The organism is Moraxella catarrhalis (genome assembly GCF_001656295.1).
Taxonomy (GTDB): domain Bacteria; phylum Pseudomonadota; class Gammaproteobacteria; order Pseudomonadales; family Moraxellaceae; genus Moraxella; species Moraxella veridica.
In genome coordinates this window covers 35932-55136 of the sequence record NZ_LXHE01000003.1, presented here as the reverse complement: position 1 = coordinate 55136, position 19205 = coordinate 35932, and the positions used below count along the sequence as shown (strand labels likewise).

Here is a 19205-nt window from a genome sequence, read left to right as displayed (position 1 = left end):
TTGAACCGATATTAGCAAAAACACGATTTACACCGTAACGCAGTGAATCGAAATCGACATAATCACACGGTCTAAGCCAGCCTTGTTTTACCTCTTTCCATAAACGCTCAATAATATTAAGCTGTGGACTGTAAGGCGGTAAATAAAAGATAAACAAACCACGCTGTTGCCAAATCTTTAACCGCTTTTGAATCACTTTGGCAGTATGGACTCTGGCATTATCTAATACAAGTACCGTGTATTTGTTAATTTTTAATGATATCTCATCAATAAAGGTAAGTATATCATTAGCCGTCATATTCGTTTCGCTTAGTTGGTAATGAAACTGCATGGTTCTTGAGAGTAGACCAAAACAGTTAATATCTTTACCCCGTTGCACAGAAATGCTGATGTTTTCATCCTTGTGTTGCCAACCATAGGGTACATAGCCTGTTTGACTGATTTTGGTTTCATCGCCGTAGTATAGGTCGATGTGGTTGTTTTGGCTTAAGTTCTCAAGTATGGCAAGTTGCTGTTTTTTAAGTTGGTATAGTTTTAGGTGACATTGCCCTTTTAGTCGCATTCGGATGCGTTTGTAGGTGTAGCCAAGACTTTTAAAAAATGCTCAAGGGTGCGTTGGCTAAATTGTTTACCTGTTTGCTCAGTGAGTTCATTCATAATGAGTTTAACTCGTTGGTGTTCTCGGCTAATACAGTCTTTGACGATTTGTTCATGCTCATGGGTGAGTATGGCTTTTCTGCCTTGTCCTAGTTTGGTTTGTAGTCCTTGTATGCCATGCTCTCGGTAGCGTTTGATCCAGTTATAGACACTTTGGATGTTGGTGTCTAGTATGTTTGCTATATCTTTAGCTTTGTAGCCTTGGCTTTTGAGTAGAATGAGATGACATCGTTGTCGATAGACTGCTGTTTCGCCTAGTTTGTAGCCTTGCTCAAGTGCTTGTTTTTGAGTGTCTGTTAGTTCAATGGTGCTGATTTTCATTTGTGTTTAATGTTATGATGGGTAGTTGATAATATCATAACATTAATTTGGCGGATTACTTAATAACCCCGTCACGCTCGTAATAAAGGCGGTTTTCATGCCTGAGATGATGTCATTGATATGAGATTTGATATCACTATCATCAAAGGCAAGTAAAGCCAATACAATACCAAAAAAAGTTCCCAAAATGCCGATGGATGTCAGCAATGTGGGAATACTGTCGATAAAATGCCTAGGTTTATGACCATCATCACGACCGACAGCAACCCACCCTATGATAAATAACACTAACATGACCAATAAAAATGCCATATTAATGGGTGCCGTGATGGCATCAAACAAAAGTGCAAAAGTAGACATAATTCACCTTAATCCGAGTGCTTAATTGTGGGTATCTTATCACTATCTTGTGATTCATGAGATGGCGTTTGTGCCTGATGAGACGGTGTTTTTACTTGAGGGTCGCTCGGTACTCGCTGCCAGCGGGTGCGTGCACCCAGTAAACCACTTTTGCTATTTTTGGCTTCTTGTTGTAGATGCTTTGCATAATACGCCAAATCCTCTTCTGTATTATAATCATCATAAGGGTTGTGTTTGATATGATCAGACATATAATCAAGGCGTTTTTGATAAATTCCCTCACGATACTGCTCAAACTCTGCCAGCTTATCATAATAAGGTTCAAGTTTAAGGTTCAGCTCCTCAATCTCTTGGGTCAAATAGGTCATCTGTTTTGCCAATTTAACCAAATTTTCATCATACTCCAAATGAGCATCTTCCAACGCTTTGATTTGCTGCTTATGATAAGCAATAGACTTTTGGATATGCTCATAGGTTTTTGTTCCCTCGAGCGTATAATCACGCTCTGATCCTGCAACCTTAACCCTTAAAATATCCAAATCCTTTTGAACTTGTTCAAGCTTAGCAAGCCGTTCTTCTTCATATTCATGACGACCATTTTGCTTGCTTTTGTATTCTTTATCGATGGCTTGTAACTCATCACTTAACGCCTGTTTTTCATGACTCCATTTATAATAATTTTTACCATACTTTGCCAAATAAGCCTGCTCTTGTGCATCTATTTCTGCCAATGCCAATTCTGTTACTTCTTGATTATACGCACGGTTATGAAACTCTGTATTTGAGTCTTTATATTCTTTGGCACGCCCCAAAAAATAAGCTTGCTGAGCAATGTGGTCAGATTTTTCCTGATCTCGTTTTTGTTTTTCTTGAGATTCGTATTCAGAAATATTGTTGTTATACCTGACCATCATGGCTTCAAATTCAGCAGGGAATGCTGTTGTGGTAGGTAAAAGGCTACTGCTTCGCTCGGTAGGATTTAAATATTCATCAAAAACCCCTCGCTCGTATTTTAGCCATTTTTCTTGTAGAATTTCTGAAAAATAAAGCTGTACAGATTTGGTCTGAAAAAACTTACCTAAAATCAAAATTAAACCCAAACCCAGTAAGAAAAAATCCACTGCTTGTTTAACTTTTTGATAGGCGGAGTCTTTTTCTAACTGCTCAATGGCTCGCTCACGAAATAATGGACTGTCTTTGGCAACCTTAATCCCAAGTGCTGTTAATGCACCTTCATCTAATGTCTTGTCATTATACCCAATGATAACATCCTCGATTTTCTTTTCTTTGTCATTACGATCTTTGATGAGTGTCTCTAATTCTGCTTTATGCTCAAGGATTTCATTTTCCAAATTTTGGGCAATAGGACCTTTGCCTCGACCCGTACCACGCCCACCACTAATTTCGGTATCCAATTTGACACGCAGGCTATTAATTTTCTCTTTTTTGGCACGAATTTCATCATCAATTTTACCGATGATCTCATTTTTAGTAGACTCAATACTCTGTTCGTATTGCTCAAACTGTTTTTGTTCAATGTCGGTTTTAAATAAAATTTGTGTTAAAAATGGTGCGGTAACATACAAAGAGCCAAGAATGATGGCAAAACGGCACACCAAGAATAAATAAATTTTAAGGCTTCTTAAATGATACCAAAAACCCTGCACTTTACCCACAAAACCAGAAGACGCTTGAGTCTTTTCAATATTGTGAAGATGTGGTAATAACTGTCTTTTATGTTTATCTTCTAAAAAATCGGCTGTAATCATTTGCCGATCAAAAAATAGCAACGCAAAGCCAACAAAGCAGCCCAAACCAATTCTACCCAGCCATGGATTATCATGAGTAAAAGTGCTCCCCAAATGCCCCCATGCAAAACCCTCAGCAAATGCAGCCATAAAAACAAGAACTGAGATAATGGTCAAATAACTCGCTGCCCCTTTGGTTAAAAGCTTATCATAGTACACTTTTAAAGTCAGCCAATACCAAAAACGCAAAAAAATACTGGGTTTTTTATTGATATTTGCTAAATTATTGGGGGGGAACTTGGTTCATTTTATATCATCTCCATGATGTTAAATTTTTGGCTTATCCATCAAAATCCACCCAATATCGGGTAAATTTGGTAAATTTTTGCCAACAAAATAGGGGTATTTTTAAGTTAAAGGGATTAAATTAAGTTTTTCAGAGATTGTATAATCAATGCTCAATTAAAATAAATTTAAATGACTGGTTTTGTCTGCATCTTGATATCATCATTTATCATTTATCATTTATCGCTTTAATTGCTTTAATTATCTTGGACGCTTGTGCTGGCGATTAAATAAAAAATAATCAATCAACCAAGGTTGGTTAAGAAAAATTAAGCAAGCCAATAGCGTATTATTGCACGCTTTAATTTGCCAATCAAGAAAAAAAGCTTAGTATCGCTTACAATTAAGCAATACATCCATTAGTACATTTCGTACATTGCTTAATCAATACAGTCATCAATAAATAGTTAATACATCTGCTAAAGAATATGCTAAACTTGTGCCATAATCTTGCTTATTTTGGAGTTCATATGAGTAGCCTTACCGCCGATCAGGTCGCCCTTCAACTTGATAGCTTACCAGGATGGTCGCTTGATGGTCATAGCCTGGTTAAAACTTATCATTTTGAAAGCTTTGCTGATGCCATAAGCTTTATGGTGCGTGTGGCATTTTATGCCGAAATACTAGAACACTACCCCATTTGGGAAAATAATCACACCAGCATTTTGGTACGCATCGGTACAGCTGACCAACATGCCGTTCAAAGCCGTGATGTCCAATTAGCCAAGCGGATGCAAAGTGCTTTTGCTGCCTAATTTCACCCAAATCATTTTTGAAACAAACCGCCTTCTTTCAGATGCCAAGCGGTGTGCCATTGCTTTTTTACAACCAATCTTGGTATCATAGCCGATACATTTTGATTGAGCAATAATAAAGCAGTTTATGACAACACAGATTGATACTCGTTCGGTGAGCGACTTTACTGAATACGCTTACCTAAATTATGCCATGTATGTCATCATGGATAGGGCATTGCCACACATTGCTGATGGACTAAAACCTGTCCAGCGACGCATCGTCTATGCCATGAGCGAGCTTGGGCTAAAACATACCGCCAAGCCCAAAAAATCCGCTCGTACGGTCGGCGATGTGTTGGGCAAATATCACCCACATGGCGACAGTGCCTGCTATGAAGCCATGGTTTTAATGGCACAGCCCTTTAGTTACCGCTATCCGCTGATTACTGGACAAGGCAACTGGGGCAGTCCTGATGACCCAAAATCCTTTGCTGCAATGCGCTATACCGAAGCTAATATGAGCCATTACGCCAACACGTTATTAAGCGAGCTTGAACAAGGCACGGTGGATTGGCAAGATAATTTTGATGGCTCATTGTCCGAACCTGTCACATTGCCCGCCCGCCTGCCTAATATTTTATTAAATGGCACAACAGGCATTGCCGTGGGCATGGCAACAGACATTCCACCGCATAATCTACACGAGGTTGTCAAAGCCTGTATTCGCCTATTAAAAAACCCAGAGCTGTCCATCAAACAGCTTGTACAAACCCTGCCTGCACCTGATTTACCAACAACGGCTGAGATCATCACGCCCAAAGATGAGCTGATCGCCATGTACGAAACGGGCAAAGGCAGCTATAAAATGCGTGCCACTTACCAAATTGACCCAAAACAAAAAAACTGGATCATTGTCAATGCTCTGCCTTATCAAGTTTCAGGTAATAAAATCGTCGAACAAATCGCCAAACTGATGATAGATAAAAAATTGCCTTGGGTTACCGAAATCCGTGATGAGTCAGATAACCTGAACCCTTGCCGTATTGTCATTGAGCTTAAAAAAGGCAAGCTTGACATTGATACAATCATGAGTCATCTGTTTGCCAATACCGATCTTGAGACGAGCTATCGAGTCAATATGAACATGATCGGTGTCAACGGTAAGCCTGAAGTCAAAAACCTAAAAACCATCCTAACCGAATGGCTGTCGGTGCGTAGAAGCGTGGTGACTCGCCGCCTAGAGCACCGCTTAGATAAAATTGATAAGCGGCTACATATCTTGACAGGCTTATTAATTGCGTATTTAAATATCGATGAAGTGATTCGCATCATTCGTAAAGAAGATGATCCAAGGCTTGAGCTGATGACGCGTTTTGGGCTGACCCAAATCCAAGCCGATGCAATTTTAGACATCAGGTTGCGTCAGCTTGCCAAGCTCGAAGAAATCGAGCTCAATGCTGAGCGTGATCGCCTAGACGCCGAGCGTGCGCTGATCAGTGAGCAGCTAAATAACCCTGAAATGCTCACCAAGCTACTCATTGATGAGCTGACAGCCGATGCCAAAACGCATGGCGATGCTCGTCGCTCACCTGTGGTACAGCGAGCAGAATCCAGTAGCCTAAAAGCAGTGGATTTGATTGCCAGTGAGCCAATTACCGCCATCTTATCTCAAGCAGGATGGATTCGTGCTGCCAAAGGTCATAACACAGACCCTGCCGAGATGAATTACCGTGCAGGCGACGGCTATCTAACACACGCGCTTGGCAAATCCACCGATCGGCTTATTTTGATTGATAATACTGGTCGCAGCTATGGGCTTGATAGCGTGCACCTGCCTTCGGCACGTACCCAAGGCGACCCAATCACCAGTTTATTAAACTTGCCTGCAGGTGCAAAGATTGATCAGCTGCACTTTAGTAATGATCAAAATATTTTGATGGCAAGTAGTGCAGGCTATGGATTTATTAATCAGTTAAGTAATTTGGATACCGCCCAAAAAGCAGGTAAAGCCAGTATCAATCTTGGCGAGGGCGCACTGCTCCCCATTGTAACGATGGAAGATGATGATACCTTGGTGGCGGTCAGTCTGTCTAATGGTAATTTACTAGTGTTTGGGCGTGATGAGCTGCCTAAGCTTGCCAAGGGTAAAGGCAATAAACTTGCCAATCTAAAACAAGGCGAAGCCATCACTGCCATCACAGCTTTGTCTGACTCTGACAGCTTGATCATCACCGCAGGTAAGCGTACTTTAACGCTCAAGCCCAGCGATATCGCCAATTATATTGCACATCGTGCCAGCCGTGGTAGCGCCTTGCCAAAAGGCTTTGGCAAAGTATCGCAGATGACAAAGCTTCAAAAAGACAGTGAATAACGCTACCATTTCACCGCCCAAGCCATCTTAAGACCGCTTGGGCAAAATTGGCGGTTTTTATTTATTAATCCGAACCTGCCTTTTATATTTGTCATAGCAATGGCAAAATTATTACCCCACTCTCAACACCTTTAAGAGGGATTGAAACAAAGAAGGCATGAACTTAAACTTTAATCAAAGACCAAAAAGATTAGAGGATAAGCCATGCCCATTGGCGAATTTATCATTAAAATCTATCTAAAGGCTGTTTTGGAGCTTGAAAACGCTTCTATCCGTTGCGATGCGTATTATGACTTCAATGCTACTTCACGGCTAACACAGGAACAACGAACAGATATAGCCCTAAATTCTGACAGATACCATTCAAATGTGATTATTGGTACTAAGCCAAAGCACGGCAATTATGCCAAAATGAAACTCCATATCAAACTAGTGGATAGAGTGGGTTACAGCGAAGAGGGGTCATTTGTCTATTTTCGATTTAGCGATGATGTGATGTATTTGATTGATAATAGTGAGATTGATTACACAGCTTATCCTTACGATAAAACCATAGACATGAATATTACACCCATGAAGCGAATGTATGAAATGGCTTGTAAGTGGGTAAAAATTGGTTATTGCAAAAAAAGCGTGGACGATTGGCGACACTTCTTTGGATTATCTGATAAATATGGCAAAATTGCTGAATTCAAAAGATGGGTTATTGAACCTGCGATTAAGGGGGTAAATAAACAAGGGGATTTTGAATTAACCCTTGAACAACAAAAACTAGGCAAAATAATCACACACTTAATCGTAAAAATCAAAGATAAAAGACCCAATAAAGCACAAATTGAAAGCAAAGATAAAGACCCCAACATCCCAAGCATTTTACATGGTTTGACCGACAAAGAACTTGCTATCGTCCACCAAAAAGTCGCTGACTATATCGTCCATTTGGAGAGTAAGGGCGAATTAGTGAACGATTTTCATAGAAAAAACATTGAGCAAAAAGCCATTGCCGACCGTTGGGGGCTTGATGAATATTATGAGCAGTTACAAAAAGCCGAAAATGAACGCCTAGCACGCAAGGAGCAAGCGGAGCGTGAAAAACAAGCCAAACTAGCAGAGCAAGCAGAAAAACAACGCCAAGAAAGTGAGAATAGGTCGTTTATTGCGTATTTTGAGAGCTTACCCCCAAGATGAACAAAATTGCATTGTTAGCGAAGTTCAAAAGCTGATTAACCCTGTTATGCAGTCAATTTTTGATAAAGATATGGTAAGTAACACCGCCTACAAAAATCCGATGGTAAGACATTATTTTAGGCAAGTTATGGGGGTGTATTAGGCTTGACTGCCTTAAATTTCTCTCGTATAATTTTTCCTTTAATTCAAGAAAAGGAAGATTGATGCGCGAATTATCTTTAAGTGAGATTGGTATGGTAAGTGGTGGAGCAGGAGCTGTTGCTGGTGCTACTTATTATGTCGTATCCAATACCTTAGCAGGCAACCAAATGGATAAAGCAGGATTTGCAGGAGCTGTTGTTGAAGGTGCAGTAATGGGTACAGGTGTTGGTGTAGTTGCTAGGGGGGGGCAAATATTACCGTAACAGGGGCAAAAAAAAATCATGTCTAACTTCTCCACAAATTCTGTGAGAGCAGCAATGGGTACTGGTGCTGTATCAGGTAGTATTAATGGTTTTACCCAAGCGGCTGTAAAAATATCTCAAGACAAAGCTGGCACAAACTACCAATAAATCCAATTCAAATCAGATAAAAATATAATGAATCAAACGGTTTTTATTTTAATTTCAGCTGTTGTATTCGGCTTGATTTTTTATACCACCTGCACATCCATAGAAAAAATGTTTAATTTTGAAAACCACAATTTTAGAGCTTATATGTGTTTAGTATGTATGGGGTGTATTGTGGCTTCATTTTATCTTTATGAAAATGGTTGGCATTGGTTTATGTTATTTTCTAAATAATGCAGATATGAGTAAGAACTTCAATAAGTTAGATTTTCTCAACAATTGCCACGATAAAAAGCCTATCGTTATTAAAAATTACTTTGATGTCAGTAGGTTATCTTGGAATAAAATTAACCCCACTCTCAACACCTTTAAGAGAGATTGAAACAAAGAAGGTATGAACTTAAACTTTAATCAAAGACCAAAAAGATTAGAGGATAAGCCATGCCCATTGACGAATTTATCATTAAAATCTATCTAATGGTAGATGACTATTATAAAAAAATTGTAACAAACCGCCTAAGACAAGGCGGATATGCACCCAAGCTCACTGACAGTGAAATCATCACCATGGAGTTAGTGGGTGAGTTTTTACAAATGGACACCAACTCATAAATCCATCAGTATTTTAAACAGCATTGGCAAGCATGGTTTCCCAATCTAGGCTCATACCCAAACTTCGCCAAGCAGTGCGTTAATTTGTTACAGGTAAAAACTTTGATACAACAGCATGGGCAAGACAATATCCACTTTATTAGAGCTAGAGATTTATGGCATTTGTCTCACAGATTTATGCGTAAAATATTGGCTTATAACTTCTGCTTTGTGATTAATAAACACTAGGTAATCCCCCGCTTCAGTTTGAGTTGCTTATTTCAAGTTGAGAGTGGGATAAATTATTGTAATTTTTTAAATAAAAATAGACAAAATTCAGCTTGTACAAAAAAGCTCTCACAGCATTCAAGTGCAGCACGACGCTCAGATTTTGCCTTATAGGCATAAGGCGTCATGGCAATTAAGTTTTTAAGAGCCGTATTATCCAAGTGCATCGGTGCGGTAATATATGCTTGGTCAACCAAACAAAATTCAGGTGCAAGCCTTTGTATGGATTTGTTGGGGTGATGTGCAACTACCGTCTCAAATAACGCTGCACGCATATCATACAAATGATTGGGAGCAGCAGATGCCACCATCAAGTAGCCACCATCACAAAGCACTCGCCGTATTTCATCTTTTGGTAGCGGACTAAAAAAGCTGGTACACATATTTATGGACTTATCAGCAATAGGCAATACAGACCCTGTTGCCACTACCCAAGTGATTTGGTTTGACCCATCAGCTTTGGCAGCAGTCTGAATGGCTGATTTGGCAATATCAAGCCCAATCACATGATCACAAATGCTGCCCAAAGCTTGGGTATAATAACCCTCACCACACCCGATATCAAGTATCGTTTTGGGGCGAATATTTCCAATCATGTTTACAATGGCTGATTTGAGCGGTTGATAATGCTCCGCTGATAAAAATGCACGCCGTGCTTGCACAGCAGCAGGCGTATCACCAGGATGTTTACTTTTTTTATGTTGCACTAAGTGTAAGTTTACATAACCGTCTTTGGCGACATCAAAACTGTGCTGATTGGCACATTGGTAGGTTTTATTTGTAAAATTTAGCGATAAATGACAAATTGGACAGATAAGCATGGTATTAAGAATTAAGGAATGTGGCAGATAGTTTAACACAGTTATCAATAAACAAAAGGCTTAAGCAATGTGGGATCACGACGCTTAGGTCAGACACTTATTTTTTACCTGCCAAAATGCCACTTGCAATCACAAGTACGATACCAACCATCGCCATGACGGGTAAGACTTCATCAAAAAATATGACCCCATACAGCATCGAGAGTACCACCACCAAGTAGCCCAATGCCGATACCATGAATTTACGCCCAACCTTGTAGGCATGTGTCAGCGATAACTGCCCTATCATCGCAAATAGACCAATACCAAATAAATAAGGTAACATTTGGGGCTGTATGGGTGTCCATCCTACCACTGTACTGGCAATCGCTGAAATGAGTGTTGCAAGTAGTGCAAAATAAAACACAATTCGCCAAGAAGGTTCGCCCAATAAAGACAGCTCACGCACCTGTAGATACGCATAGCCTGCCATTGCACCACTTGTCAGCCCAATGAGCGTTGGCAATAACCCATGTCCAAGAATACTGGGTCTTAAAATTAGCATAATGCCACATAAACCCAGCATGAGTGCAAACCAAGTTAGGCGACTGGGGAATTGCTTCAGAAGAATGACTGAAAAAATTGCCAAAAATATCGCTGATGTGTGGCTAAAGGTAATGGCAGTTGCCAGCGGCAAATGCACCAAACCAAAAAAGAACATAAATAAGCTGATTGTACCAGCCAAAGAACGCCAAAAGTGTGCTTGTGGATAGCGTGTTGAAAATTGTTTTTTTGTCAGTGCAGCTTGCAGACCTAAAACAGTTGCAGCAAAAACAACACGCCAAAAAACCAACTCATATTCATGCATCTCAAAGCGTGTGCCTGTCATCTTGACCAGCAGTCCCATGATGCTAAAACCAATAGCACCGACTACCATCCAAAGTGAACCTATGACCGAGCCTGTATCGGCATGTTGGGTAATTTTCATGTGATCTTATCGTGCGACTAATGCTCCCTTGTACTTCTAAACTCAACCTCAGGATACCGCTCTTGCATGAGTTGTAAATTGACACGGCTGGGGGCAAGATAAGTCAGATAACCACCGCCGTCTACCGACAGCTGGTCGTGGGCTTTTTTCTTAAATTTTTCAAAAGCGACTTTATCATCAGAGTAAACCCATCGCACCGTTGCAATGCTAATCGGTTCAAAGGTGCATTGTACTTTATATTCTTCTAATAATCTGTGTGCCACCACCTCAAATTGTAGCACGCCCACCGCCCCCAAAATCAAATCGTTGTTGATTTGGGGCATAAACACCTGAGTTGCCCCTTCTTCGGAAAGTTGTTGTAAGCCCTTTTGTAATTGCTTGGATTTCATCGGGTCTTTTAGCACCACACGGCGAAACAGTTCAGGGGCAAAGTGCGGAATGCCTGTAAAATTTAGGGTCTCGCCACTCGTGAAACTATCGCCAATTTGTATCGTGCCATGATTGTGCAGACCAATGATATCACCAGCATACGCCTCATCTAGCGTCTCACGGTCGCCTGCCAAAAACATGAGAGCGTCCGACACTCGCACTTCTTTGCCAAGACGCACATGGTTCATTTTCATGCCACGCTCGTATTTGCCCGAACACACTCGCATAAAGGCGACACGGTCTCGGTGCTTAGGGTCCATGTTGGCTTGAATTTTAAAGACAAAACCTGTAAAGGCAGGTTCGTCCGCTTTTACCGTCCGCTCTATTGCCACATGGTCTTTTGGGGGCGGTGCGTATTGGGTCAGCACATCCAAAATCATGTTTACGCCAAAATTGCCTAACGCCGTACCAAACAGCACAGGCGTTTGACGACCTGCCAAAAATTCACGCTCATCCCAATCTTCATACGCCATTTGGGCAAGTTCAATGTTTTCTATAAATTCATCCCACAAAATCTGCCCAAGCCTGTCCTTAATGTCAGCATGGTCATAGCCATCTTTACTCTCAATCTCTACAATTTGTGAACCAAAGCCTTTTTTATAAAAGTAAGTCTTGTTATCCACAAAACTATATACCCCCACAAAGTCCTGACCCATACCAATGGGATAAGCAAATGGCACACATTTGATTTTTAGGACACTTTCAATCTCATCAAGCAAGGCAAGCGGATTTTGAATCTCACGGTCAAGTTTATTGACAAATGAGATGATGGGCGTATCACGCATGCGACACACCTCCATAAGCTTAATCGTCCGCTCCTCAACGCCCTTAGCACCGTCAATCACCATAAGGGCAGAGTCCACAGCGGTCAGTGTGCGGTAGGTATCTTCTGAAAAATCGGCGTGTCCTGGGGTATCTAGCAGATTAACCACATGATTTTTATAGGGAAATTGCATGACCGATGTGGTGATAGAGATGCCACGCTCTTGCTCCATGCTCATCCAATCGGATGTGGCGTGGCGGTCGGCTTTGCGTCCACGCACCTCGCCTGCTACCTGAATTGCCTTGCCCCAAAGTAGTAGCTTTTCGGTCATGGTGGTTTTACCAGCGTCGGGGTGGCTGATGATGGCGAAAGTGCGGCGAGAATTGATGTGGTCGTGAAAATCGGTCATAATCAGTCTATCAAAATAAAAAAAAGGGGGGGTATTATACCGTAAAAAGCAGTGCAAAAACTACCGCAAAAGTGAGCGATACGAACAGAAAGGTTGAATATTATCAGGGATTGGTGGAACGAGTCCAAACAAGCCTAATCCAGCCACTCTAAGCCAACCACATCAGCACATCATCGATATGCCCAAAGTCATCGACAGAGCGTACCTTAGCATTAGGCAACTGCTCGCCTGCCAGCTTAGATAGCGCACCGCCAGCGCCAATCTCCAGCACGACACTCGGCTGATATTCTGCCAGCATCTGCATGGTGGTATGCCAGTCAATGTGGTGGTCTATCTGGTGGGTCAGGTGCCGAGCGGCATCGGCAGCTTGGTAGGCAATGCGCCCCCGTGTGCCGCTGATGATCGGCAACGCAAGCCTATGGGTCTGATATGGGATGAGTGCGTCCTGAAATGGCAGCATCGCCACATGCATCAGCGGTGTGTGTGACGGGATAGAGACATTTAGGTACTTAAGCTGCCGATAACCGAGCTCACCCAGCTGCCACACCAGCTGAGCTAGGTCATCCTGCCTGCCTCCGACGATATGCCCCACCGCTGATAAGGCAATGGACAAATGCGTATCTGTCTGGGCAAGTATGGGCAATAACTCACTGTGATGCACGCCCTGCACCGACACCAGCCCTGCACTGTCGGCACAGGCAGCACTCATTAGGCTGGCTCGGGTGCGCGCCAGCGTCATCGCCGTGGATAGCTCCAGCCCAATGCTGATACAAAACGCCGTCAGCTCACCCAGCGAGTAGCCAAGCAAATAATCTGCCGTCACGCCCTGCGCCGTCAGATACTGCCAGCGGCTGTACTGCAGAGCCAACAAAAACGGCTGCGCCACCAGATTGTCATAAAACCACGCATCAAGCGGTTCATCCGCCCGAGTGAACAACTCTGGCAGCTGCGTCTGTAGCACCGACAGCTGGTCTGTCTCGGTCGCCCAAGCGAGCAGCTCATCGATGTGTGCCTGCGCTTGTAGCCCTTGCCCACTAAAGATAACTGCGATACTCATCGTGCACCACCTTATCCAAAAATATCGTCGCTCCGAGCAAATCGGCGCTGCCCCCAGCGCTTAAGCCTTGCTCACTAAAATAATCACGAATGCGCTGCAATGCTGCATAAGCATCGGGCTGATACATGCCGCCCATACGCAAAAAATCCTGCGCCAGCGCCTGCGCCTGTTGTAGCCTTGCCATACCGCCCCGCCAGACGATGTTGCTGTCGCTGATGTGGGCGATGAGCGTCAGCAGCGTCTGTAGGTGCGCTTGCTCAGCGCTGGCATCGCCGCTCATCAGCGCTTTGGCGTGTTGTAGGCAAGGCAGAGCATGACGGCGTATGCTCATAAATCCAGATGCCACTTCTTCGATAGCTCCGCTGATGCCATAGGCTTGGCGCATCTGCTGTCCGTGGCTGTCCGCCTTGCGTGGTAGGGTGTGTAGCAGGTCGTATTGCCAATGCGTGATGATTGCCGTACAGATGTTATCAGCGCTCAAAGGCTCATCCTGCGCCAGCAGTCGCCCGATCGCCAAACACATAAACCCCAGATTAAAAATCGCCCCACGGTGCGTATTGATGCCACCTGTCGCCTGCAGCATAAGCGTCTCAGCCTGTATCGCACGCTGTCTGATGCTCTCAAAATCCACCTGCGCATAGCCAAACCACACCATATCAGCAAAATACCCCGTCAGCGCATCGATACTGCGACAAAACAGCGCAAAATCCATGTCAGGGTGACTGTTATTACTGCTTGGGCAGACTAGCCCCGGCTTATGCTCTAAGGCAGCTTCGGCAGTCAGCGCATCACGCGCCAGCGCATCTATGGCATGGCACATATCTGCGCCAAGCGTGCTGGCATGTGCTGGATAAAAAAAGTGATAATCTAAGCGCTTCACGATGTCTCTCCTTGTGACAATGCCAGCGATGATTTTGGTGGCGTATCTTGTGCCAAGCCCAACAGTCCAGCGGCATGATACAGTCTGACATCATGCAAGCTTTTGATGATGATTTGGGCGCAGGCAGGGTTGGTTGTCAGCGTCAAATATTCATTAAACGAAAACTGCACCACTTCTGCCACATCAGGCAGGCGCACGCTCATTTCTCCGTCAATACGCCGCTCAAACACCGCCCGAAAATCCGCAATCTGCATCATGACCGCCGACAGCTGCCGCCAATCATCAAGCACAAACAACAAATCCACATCAGACAATGGCGTGACATAAGGTTCACCAGTCAGCAGCTGATAAGCATAGGAGCCATAGACATGCACTGCACACCCACACGCCTGCAGTCTGCTGACCAGCTCGCCAAGCTGCTGCGCTGACCACGCATCAAACAGACTTGCCGCCTGCATCACTGGCAGCGGTGGACTGATGTCGGTGATATTGGTCATCGGGGTATGACATGCCACACGGTATTTGCCCTGATGTGTCAGCACATTCATGGCAAGACAGATGCGCCCGTCATCACAGCTAGGCTGGCGAGTGACGGTCAATGGCAACCCCTGACCAAGCAGCGCAAAAAACTTGGCAACAGCCATATCAGGTAAGCTGTCAGCGCATGGCTGCACCCAAGCTGCATTAGCGATATGTACAAGGTCGTGTCGCTGCATTTTTTTCGTCCTTTTTATCTTTGTCCTTCTCACTTTTTGGCAAACCCGACAGCTATCATAGCCCTATCCATGCAAGCCTATCAAGCATAAGCACGCTCTTATGGCACCAACAGCCAAGTTTTACACACTCTGTCCACCCTTGTGTATGGGCAAGTATTTGGCATGGTAACTCAGACATGGTAGCTTAGGTATGGCAGCTTAGGCATGATAACTTGAGCATGGTAAATCGGCATAGCACATCGCCACAGCACACCAACAAAGTCCCACACGCCACCCAGACACGTGCGCATCATCGGTGACTTTTTGGGAGCGAAGTACTGGGGCGAGCTTACCCCAGCGTTTTTTAGGCTGACAATACCGCCTGCACGATGTCAGCGCACAGCTGCCTGCCTTGCCGCTCTTGGGCAAGCGTGCGGCGCTTATCCATGCTGACAGCGCTGATGTCCGCCTGCTGACGAGCGAGCGCATCGCCGATGACATCGCTAGTGACAGGTGTCGTCCATATGTCTTTGATTGCGCCCATTTTGTAGTAGTTTTCTACCCCAGGGGCGAAAATTGCCGATGTCTGCGACAGCGATTGTAGGCGCTCGACGGGGATTTTGGTCACTCGAGCCATGGCGTTCAAATCCATGACTTTCACCTGCGAATCATCAAAGGCGTAGACTTCGTTCGCCATAAGCCCATAGGACAAAAAGCCACCGCTCACCGCCTGCCCAAAGATAATCGCCAGATTGGCATAACCTGACACCCGCAAAAGCTCCACGCAGCTGGCTAAGTGGGCAAAGCTGTGGTTTAGGCACAGCAGCTCATCTGCGCGGGACAAATCCTGCCCTTGGGTATCGACGACGAAGACCACAGGGGTTTTGTCACCGTCGGCGATGAGTGCCAAAATCTCATCTGCCAGCCGTATGGCAATCTGATGATTCATGGCAGCCCCATGCACCGTGCCGAGCAGGCGCACCCGCCCTGCCGATGTGTCGGCATGGCCTGTGATGATGTGTCCATCAATGTCATATGTCAAGCCATTGGGCAGCAGCTGCCCCAGTAGGCTTTCGGTGGCGGCATAGTGCGCCTTGGTATCGTGTGTGGGTGTGCTCATGCGTGATTCTCCTTGGTAAGCTCAGCTTTTAGCTTGGTGACGGCAGCGGCAGAGAGCATGGGGATTTTATCGGCGTCAGCGATGCCCATGCCAGCCCAGATGTCACGACCGTCTTTTTGTCCAAACCATGTGTCCTGCTGGGCATGTAGCTCATGCTGTGCCTGCTGTAGCGTCGCCAAATCGAGTGCTACCACAGGCAGGCTCATGGCATGCACGATCGCAGCACGCATCTGCTCGATGTCGTCTTCGACCAGCGTATCCGCATGACCCATGAGATAGCGGTGCTTGCCGCCAGTCACCCGCCACACCAGCGCACGGTCTTTGGCATCGAACTCTGCCACACCTTTGACCGTCTCGATGACTTCAGGGCCAGACAAAGCAAGGCGACCTTCTTCGTTCATGATGATGTGGCTGCTTAGACAGCTGCTAATACCCATACCACCGAATGCTCCGCAGATACCGCCGATCACGGTGATTACTGGAATGTCCGCTTGGCGCACCTGTAGCATCGCGCGCATGATTTCAGAGATTGCAATCAGTCCTGCATTGGCTTCATGTAGGCGCACGCCGCCTGAGTCCGCCAGCAGGATGACTGCCGATGAGCCGTCAGCGATTGCTTTGAGCAGCAGCCCTGTGATTTTGGCACCATGAATCTCACCGACTGCCCCACCCATGAACTGACCTTCTTGGGCGATGACATGCGCAGGCTGACCGTTCATGCTGGCGGTGCCGATGATGACCCCGTCATCAAAGCTGCCTGTGATGCCTAGACTTGTCAGATGTGGGCTTTTGGCGATGCTGGCTGGTTTTAGGATTTCAACAAAACTGCCAGCGTCGCACAAGGCAGCGATGCGCTCTCGGGCGGTTTTTTCATAAAAGCTGTTTTTTATCATGACGTCTCTCCTTGTCGCATCGTCATCGCTTGGCTGAGTCGTAGGCTGACCACCGCAGGGGTCGCCCCCATGTCATTGATTTCAAAGTTCAGTCCGCCGACAGCATAGCGCTGACTAAAATCATCAAGCACCGCTTGCCAGACTTTATCAAAACCTTCTGCCGACGTGTGGACGGTCATGGTGCATTCTGGGGCATCATGGCGAGTGATGAGTACTTCTAGGTTGCCTGAGCCGACCACGCCACAGATGATGTCATCATCACGCTGGGGGGCAGCGGCAGAGCTGAGTGTAAAATGTAGTGTCTGCATGTCTTTCTCCTACCAGTTTCTAAAGCGGCTTGGTGGCTCATACAACCTGTCCGACCAGCGCACCAAATCTTTGACCGACTTAGCGGCAAGCAAATCACGGGTTGCGTGCATAGGGTTAATGCCCAAATCTTCAGGGCGTTGGATGACTTTACGCTCACGCAGGCGAGCCACCATCGTATCATCACGACCCAGCCCAATCGGCGTATAGCCCGCCACACCACGAATCGCCTGCTCCCGCTCATCAGGCGTGCGGCACAGCAGCAGATTGGCGATGCCTTCTTCGGTGACGATATGCGTGACATCATCGCCATAAATCATGATAGGTGGCAAGTCAGCACCCATTTTTTGTTGTAGTTTAAAGGCGTCAAGCTCATTGACGAACACCGACTGCATATGCTCTCGATAAGTCTCGACCATCTGCACGACCAGTTTGCGCCCCTTGATTGGGCTGCCATCGACCGCTTCACGCCCTGCTTTCATATAAGCATAGCTGGCATGGCGACGACCGTGCGGGTCTGAGCCCATGTTTGGCGCACCGCCAAAGCCTGCGATACGGTCGGCGGTGGCGGTGGAGCTGTTGCCTTGCAAATCAATCTGCAACGTTGAACCAATAAATAAATCACACGCATACAGTCCAGCAGTCTGGCTAAAAGCACGATTAGAACGCATACTGCCATCCGCCCCCGTGAAGAAAACATCACTGCGCGCTTTGACATAATTTTCCATACCCACCTCTGAGCCGAAGCTATGCACCGAGTGGATAAAGCCGCTCTCAATGGCAGGGATGAGCGTCGGATGCGGATTGAGCGCCCAATGCGTACAAATCTCGCCCTTGAGCCCCAATGACTCAGCATAAGTGGGCAACAAAAGCTCAATGGCAGCGGTATCAAAGCCGATACCGTGATTTAGGCGATTGATCTTATAAGGCGCATAGATGCCTTTGATCGCCATCATCGCCATCAAGATTTGAATCTCGGTAATCTGCGCAGGGTCACGGGTGAATAACGGCTCGATGTAGTTGTGCTTGGGGCTTTGAGTGTAGTAGTCTACCCAGTCAGACGGAATGTCCACTCGTGGCAGCTCATCGACGATTTCATTCACCTGCGCGATGACGATGCCGCTTTTAAAGGTGGTCGCTTCGACGATCGCTGGCGTGTCTTCGGTGTTAGCGCCTGTGTATAGATTGCCCCGTTTGTCCGCAGCATGAGCGGTGATGAGCGCCACGTTTGGCGTTAGGTCGATAAAATAACGCCCATACAGCTCAAGATACGTATGAATCGCCCCTATGGTGATTTTTTGGGCTTGGACCAGCTGGGCAAGCCTAAGACTCTGCGGGCCAGCGAACGAAAAATCCACCTTCGATGCAATCCCCCGCTCAAACACATCAATATGACTGGGCAGCGCCAGCACCGACTGCACGATGTGCAAGCCATTGACGATGTCGGGGTTGCAGCTGCTAAGACTTTTGGACAAAAAATCCGCCTGCTTCTGGTTGTTGCCTTCTAGGCAGACTCTGTCGCCACGGTCGATGACGGTCTCGAGCAGGGCGATGATGCGCTCGTGTGGCACATATTTGTCAAAACCGCTGTCGCAGGCTTTGGCAAGTTTTTGCGCTTTGCGCTGCTGCTTTTGGTTCCATGTGGTCATAAGTGATTACCTTTTAAAAACTTTTTAAAGACTTTGACGATTTGGCAGGATACAAACCAAGC

At 45.5% G+C, this 19205-nt stretch carries 19 protein-coding genes and 1 pseudogene; 5 read left to right on the top strand and 15 right to left on the bottom strand.

Translation table 11 applies throughout. The features are described 5' to 3' along the window. The 4 genes from AO382_RS02815 to AO382_RS02800 form a co-directional block, all read right to left on the bottom strand. On the bottom strand, positions 1-562 hold a 562-nt coding region (locus AO382_RS02815; protein ID WP_154806252.1), incomplete at its 3' end, for an IS630 family transposase. Next, positions 553-978, bottom strand: coding sequence for a helix-turn-helix domain-containing protein (locus tag AO382_RS02810; RefSeq protein WP_064617994.1), 426 nt, complete (start codon positions 976-978; stop codon positions 553-555). The genes AO382_RS02810 and AO382_RS02815, both read right to left, overlap by 10 nt. 42 nt (positions 979-1020) lie before the next feature. Beyond that, the gene (locus AO382_RS10370) at positions 1021-1338 is read right to left on the bottom strand and encodes a MotA/TolQ/ExbB proton channel family protein (RefSeq protein ID WP_081261346.1); all 318 of its coding nucleotides are present in this window, start codon (positions 1336-1338) and stop codon (positions 1021-1023) included. A gap of 8 nt (positions 1339-1346) precedes the next feature. After that, positions 1347-3335, bottom strand: coding sequence for a DUF4407 domain-containing protein (locus AO382_RS02800; RefSeq protein ID WP_064617992.1), 1989 nt, complete (start codon positions 3333-3335; stop codon positions 1347-1349). Between the two features lie 566 nt (positions 3336-3901). Here AO382_RS02800 and AO382_RS02795 point away from each other — a divergent pair. The 5 genes and pseudogenes from AO382_RS02795 to AO382_RS10365 form a co-directional block, all read left to right on the top strand. Continuing rightward, complete coding sequence (locus AO382_RS02795; RefSeq protein WP_064608661.1) at positions 3902-4186, top strand: 4a-hydroxytetrahydrobiopterin dehydratase; 285 nt, start codon at positions 3902-3904, stop codon at positions 4184-4186. Positions 4187-4313: 127 nt separating this feature from the next. Next, the gene (parC, locus tag AO382_RS02790) at positions 4314-6539 is read left to right on the top strand and encodes a DNA topoisomerase IV subunit A (protein WP_064617990.1); all 2226 of its coding nucleotides are present in this window, start codon (positions 4314-4316) and stop codon (positions 6537-6539) included. Between the two features lie 204 nt (positions 6540-6743). Continuing rightward, a complete protein-coding gene (locus tag AO382_RS02785) occupies positions 6744-7727 on the top strand; it encodes a replication initiation protein (RefSeq protein ID WP_064617989.1) in 984 nt (327 codons plus the stop codon). 203 nt (positions 7728-7930) lie between these two features. After that, complete coding sequence (locus AO382_RS02780; protein ID WP_064617987.1) at positions 7931-8131, top strand: hypothetical protein; 201 nt, start codon at positions 7931-7933, stop codon at positions 8129-8131. A 585-nt stretch (positions 8132-8716) separates the two neighbouring features. Then, a pseudogene (locus AO382_RS10365) lies at positions 8717-9028 on the top strand (IS982 family transposase); the annotation flags it as partial. 140 nt (positions 9029-9168) lie between these two features. On the opposite strand, the gene AO382_RS02765 reads toward AO382_RS10365, so the two are convergent. The 11 genes from AO382_RS02765 to mdcA form a co-directional block, all read right to left on the bottom strand. After that, a complete protein-coding gene (locus tag AO382_RS02765; protein ID WP_064603016.1) occupies positions 9169-9975 on the bottom strand; it encodes a putative RNA methyltransferase in 807 nt (268 codons plus the stop codon). 97 nt (positions 9976-10072) lie between these two features. Then, the gene (locus AO382_RS02760; protein ID WP_064608652.1) at positions 10073-10942 is read right to left on the bottom strand and encodes a DMT family transporter; all 870 of its coding nucleotides are present in this window, start codon (positions 10940-10942) and stop codon (positions 10073-10075) included. Between the two features lie 17 nt (positions 10943-10959). Continuing rightward, entirely contained in the window at positions 10960-12543 is a 1584-nt protein-coding gene (locus tag AO382_RS02755; protein WP_064617980.1) for a peptide chain release factor 3, read from the bottom strand. 148 nt (positions 12544-12691) lie between these two features. After that, positions 12692-13600: an ACP S-malonyltransferase gene (locus AO382_RS02750; protein ID WP_064617978.1), complete on the bottom strand. Its 909-nt coding sequence runs from the start codon at positions 13598-13600 to the stop codon at positions 12692-12694. Next, entirely contained in the window at positions 13578-14480 is a 903-nt protein-coding gene (gene mdcB, locus AO382_RS02745; protein WP_227513609.1) for a triphosphoribosyl-dephospho-CoA synthase MdcB, read from the bottom strand. Before mdcB ends, AO382_RS02750 begins: the two co-directional genes overlap by 23 nt. Next, the gene (gene mdcG / locus AO382_RS02740; protein ID WP_064617976.1) at positions 14477-15196 is read right to left on the bottom strand and encodes a malonate decarboxylase holo-[acyl-carrier-protein] synthase; all 720 of its coding nucleotides are present in this window, start codon (positions 15194-15196) and stop codon (positions 14477-14479) included. The genes mdcB and mdcG overlap by 4 nt, the downstream gene beginning before the upstream one ends. A 170-nt stretch (positions 15197-15366) precedes the next feature. Further along, the gene (locus tag AO382_RS11285) at positions 15367-15489 is read right to left on the bottom strand and encodes a hypothetical protein (protein WP_258865258.1); all 123 of its coding nucleotides are present in this window, start codon (positions 15487-15489) and stop codon (positions 15367-15369) included. Between the two features lie 50 nt (positions 15490-15539). Continuing rightward, complete coding sequence (locus AO382_RS02735; protein ID WP_064617974.1) at positions 15540-16295, bottom strand: biotin-independent malonate decarboxylase subunit gamma; 756 nt, start codon at positions 16293-16295, stop codon at positions 15540-15542. Further along, positions 16292-17188 carry a biotin-independent malonate decarboxylase subunit beta gene (locus tag AO382_RS02730; RefSeq protein ID WP_064617972.1) on the bottom strand — a complete coding sequence of 299 codons (897 nt, stop codon included), beginning with the start codon at positions 17186-17188 and terminating at the stop codon, positions 16292-16294. The genes AO382_RS02735 and AO382_RS02730 overlap by 4 nt, the downstream gene beginning before the upstream one ends. Continuing rightward, positions 17185-17496, bottom strand: coding sequence for a malonate decarboxylase acyl carrier protein (mdcC, locus tag AO382_RS02725; protein WP_064617971.1), 312 nt, complete (start codon positions 17494-17496; stop codon positions 17185-17187). Before mdcC ends, AO382_RS02730 begins: the two co-directional genes overlap by 4 nt. A 9-nt stretch (positions 17497-17505) precedes the next feature. Beyond that, positions 17506-19143: a malonate decarboxylase subunit alpha gene (mdcA, locus tag AO382_RS02720; protein ID WP_064617969.1), complete on the bottom strand. Its 1638-nt coding sequence runs from the start codon at positions 19141-19143 to the stop codon at positions 17506-17508. Positions 19144-19205: the final 62 nt, after the last annotated feature.

Excerpts from the sequence above, each read along its gene's own strand:
- AO382_RS02795 (WP_064608661.1), top strand. The coding sequence starts at position 3,902 with ATGAGTAGCCTTACCGCCGATCAGGTCGCCCTTCAACTTGATAGCTTA.
- AO382_RS02735 (WP_064617974.1), bottom strand. The coding sequence starts at position 16,295 with ATGAGCACACCCACACACGATACCAAGGCGCACTATGCCGCCACCGAA.
- mdcC (WP_064617971.1), bottom strand. The coding sequence starts at position 17,496 with ATGCAGACACTACATTTTACACTCAGCTCTGCCGCTGCCCCCCAGCGT.
- AO382_RS02780 (WP_064617987.1), top strand. The coding sequence starts at position 7,931 with ATGCGCGAATTATCTTTAAGTGAGATTGGTATGGTAAGTGGTGGAGCA.
- AO382_RS10370 (WP_081261346.1), bottom strand. The coding sequence starts at position 1,338 with ATGTCTACTTTTGCACTTTTGTTTGATGCCATCACGGCACCCATTAAT.
- AO382_RS02785 (WP_064617989.1), top strand. The coding sequence starts at position 6,744 with ATGCCCATTGGCGAATTTATCATTAAAATCTATCTAAAGGCTGTTTTG.
- mdcG (WP_064617976.1), bottom strand. The coding sequence starts at position 15,196 with ATGCAGCGACACGACCTTGTACATATCGCTAATGCAGCTTGGGTGCAG.
- AO382_RS02760 (WP_064608652.1), bottom strand. The coding sequence starts at position 10,942 with ATGAAAATTACCCAACATGCCGATACAGGCTCGGTCATAGGTTCACTT.
- parC (WP_064617990.1), top strand. The coding sequence starts at position 4,314 with ATGACAACACAGATTGATACTCGTTCGGTGAGCGACTTTACTGAATAC.
- AO382_RS02755 (WP_064617980.1), bottom strand. The coding sequence starts at position 12,543 with ATGACCGATTTTCACGACCACATCAATTCTCGCCGCACTTTCGCCATC.
- mdcA (WP_064617969.1), bottom strand. The coding sequence starts at position 19,143 with ATGACCACATGGAACCAAAAGCAGCAGCGCAAAGCGCAAAAACTTGCC.
- AO382_RS02750 (WP_064617978.1), bottom strand. The coding sequence starts at position 13,600 with ATGAGTATCGCAGTTATCTTTAGTGGGCAAGGGCTACAAGCGCAGGCA.
- AO382_RS02765 (WP_064603016.1), bottom strand. The coding sequence starts at position 9,975 with ATGCTTATCTGTCCAATTTGTCATTTATCGCTAAATTTTACAAATAAA.
- AO382_RS02810 (WP_064617994.1), bottom strand. The coding sequence starts at position 978 with ATGAAAATCAGCACCATTGAACTAACAGACACTCAAAAACAAGCACTT.
- AO382_RS11285 (WP_258865258.1), bottom strand. The coding sequence starts at position 15,489 with ATGATGCGCACGTGTCTGGGTGGCGTGTGGGACTTTGTTGGTGTGCTG.
- AO382_RS02730 (WP_064617972.1), bottom strand. The coding sequence starts at position 17,188 with ATGATAAAAAACAGCTTTTATGAAAAAACCGCCCGAGAGCGCATCGCT.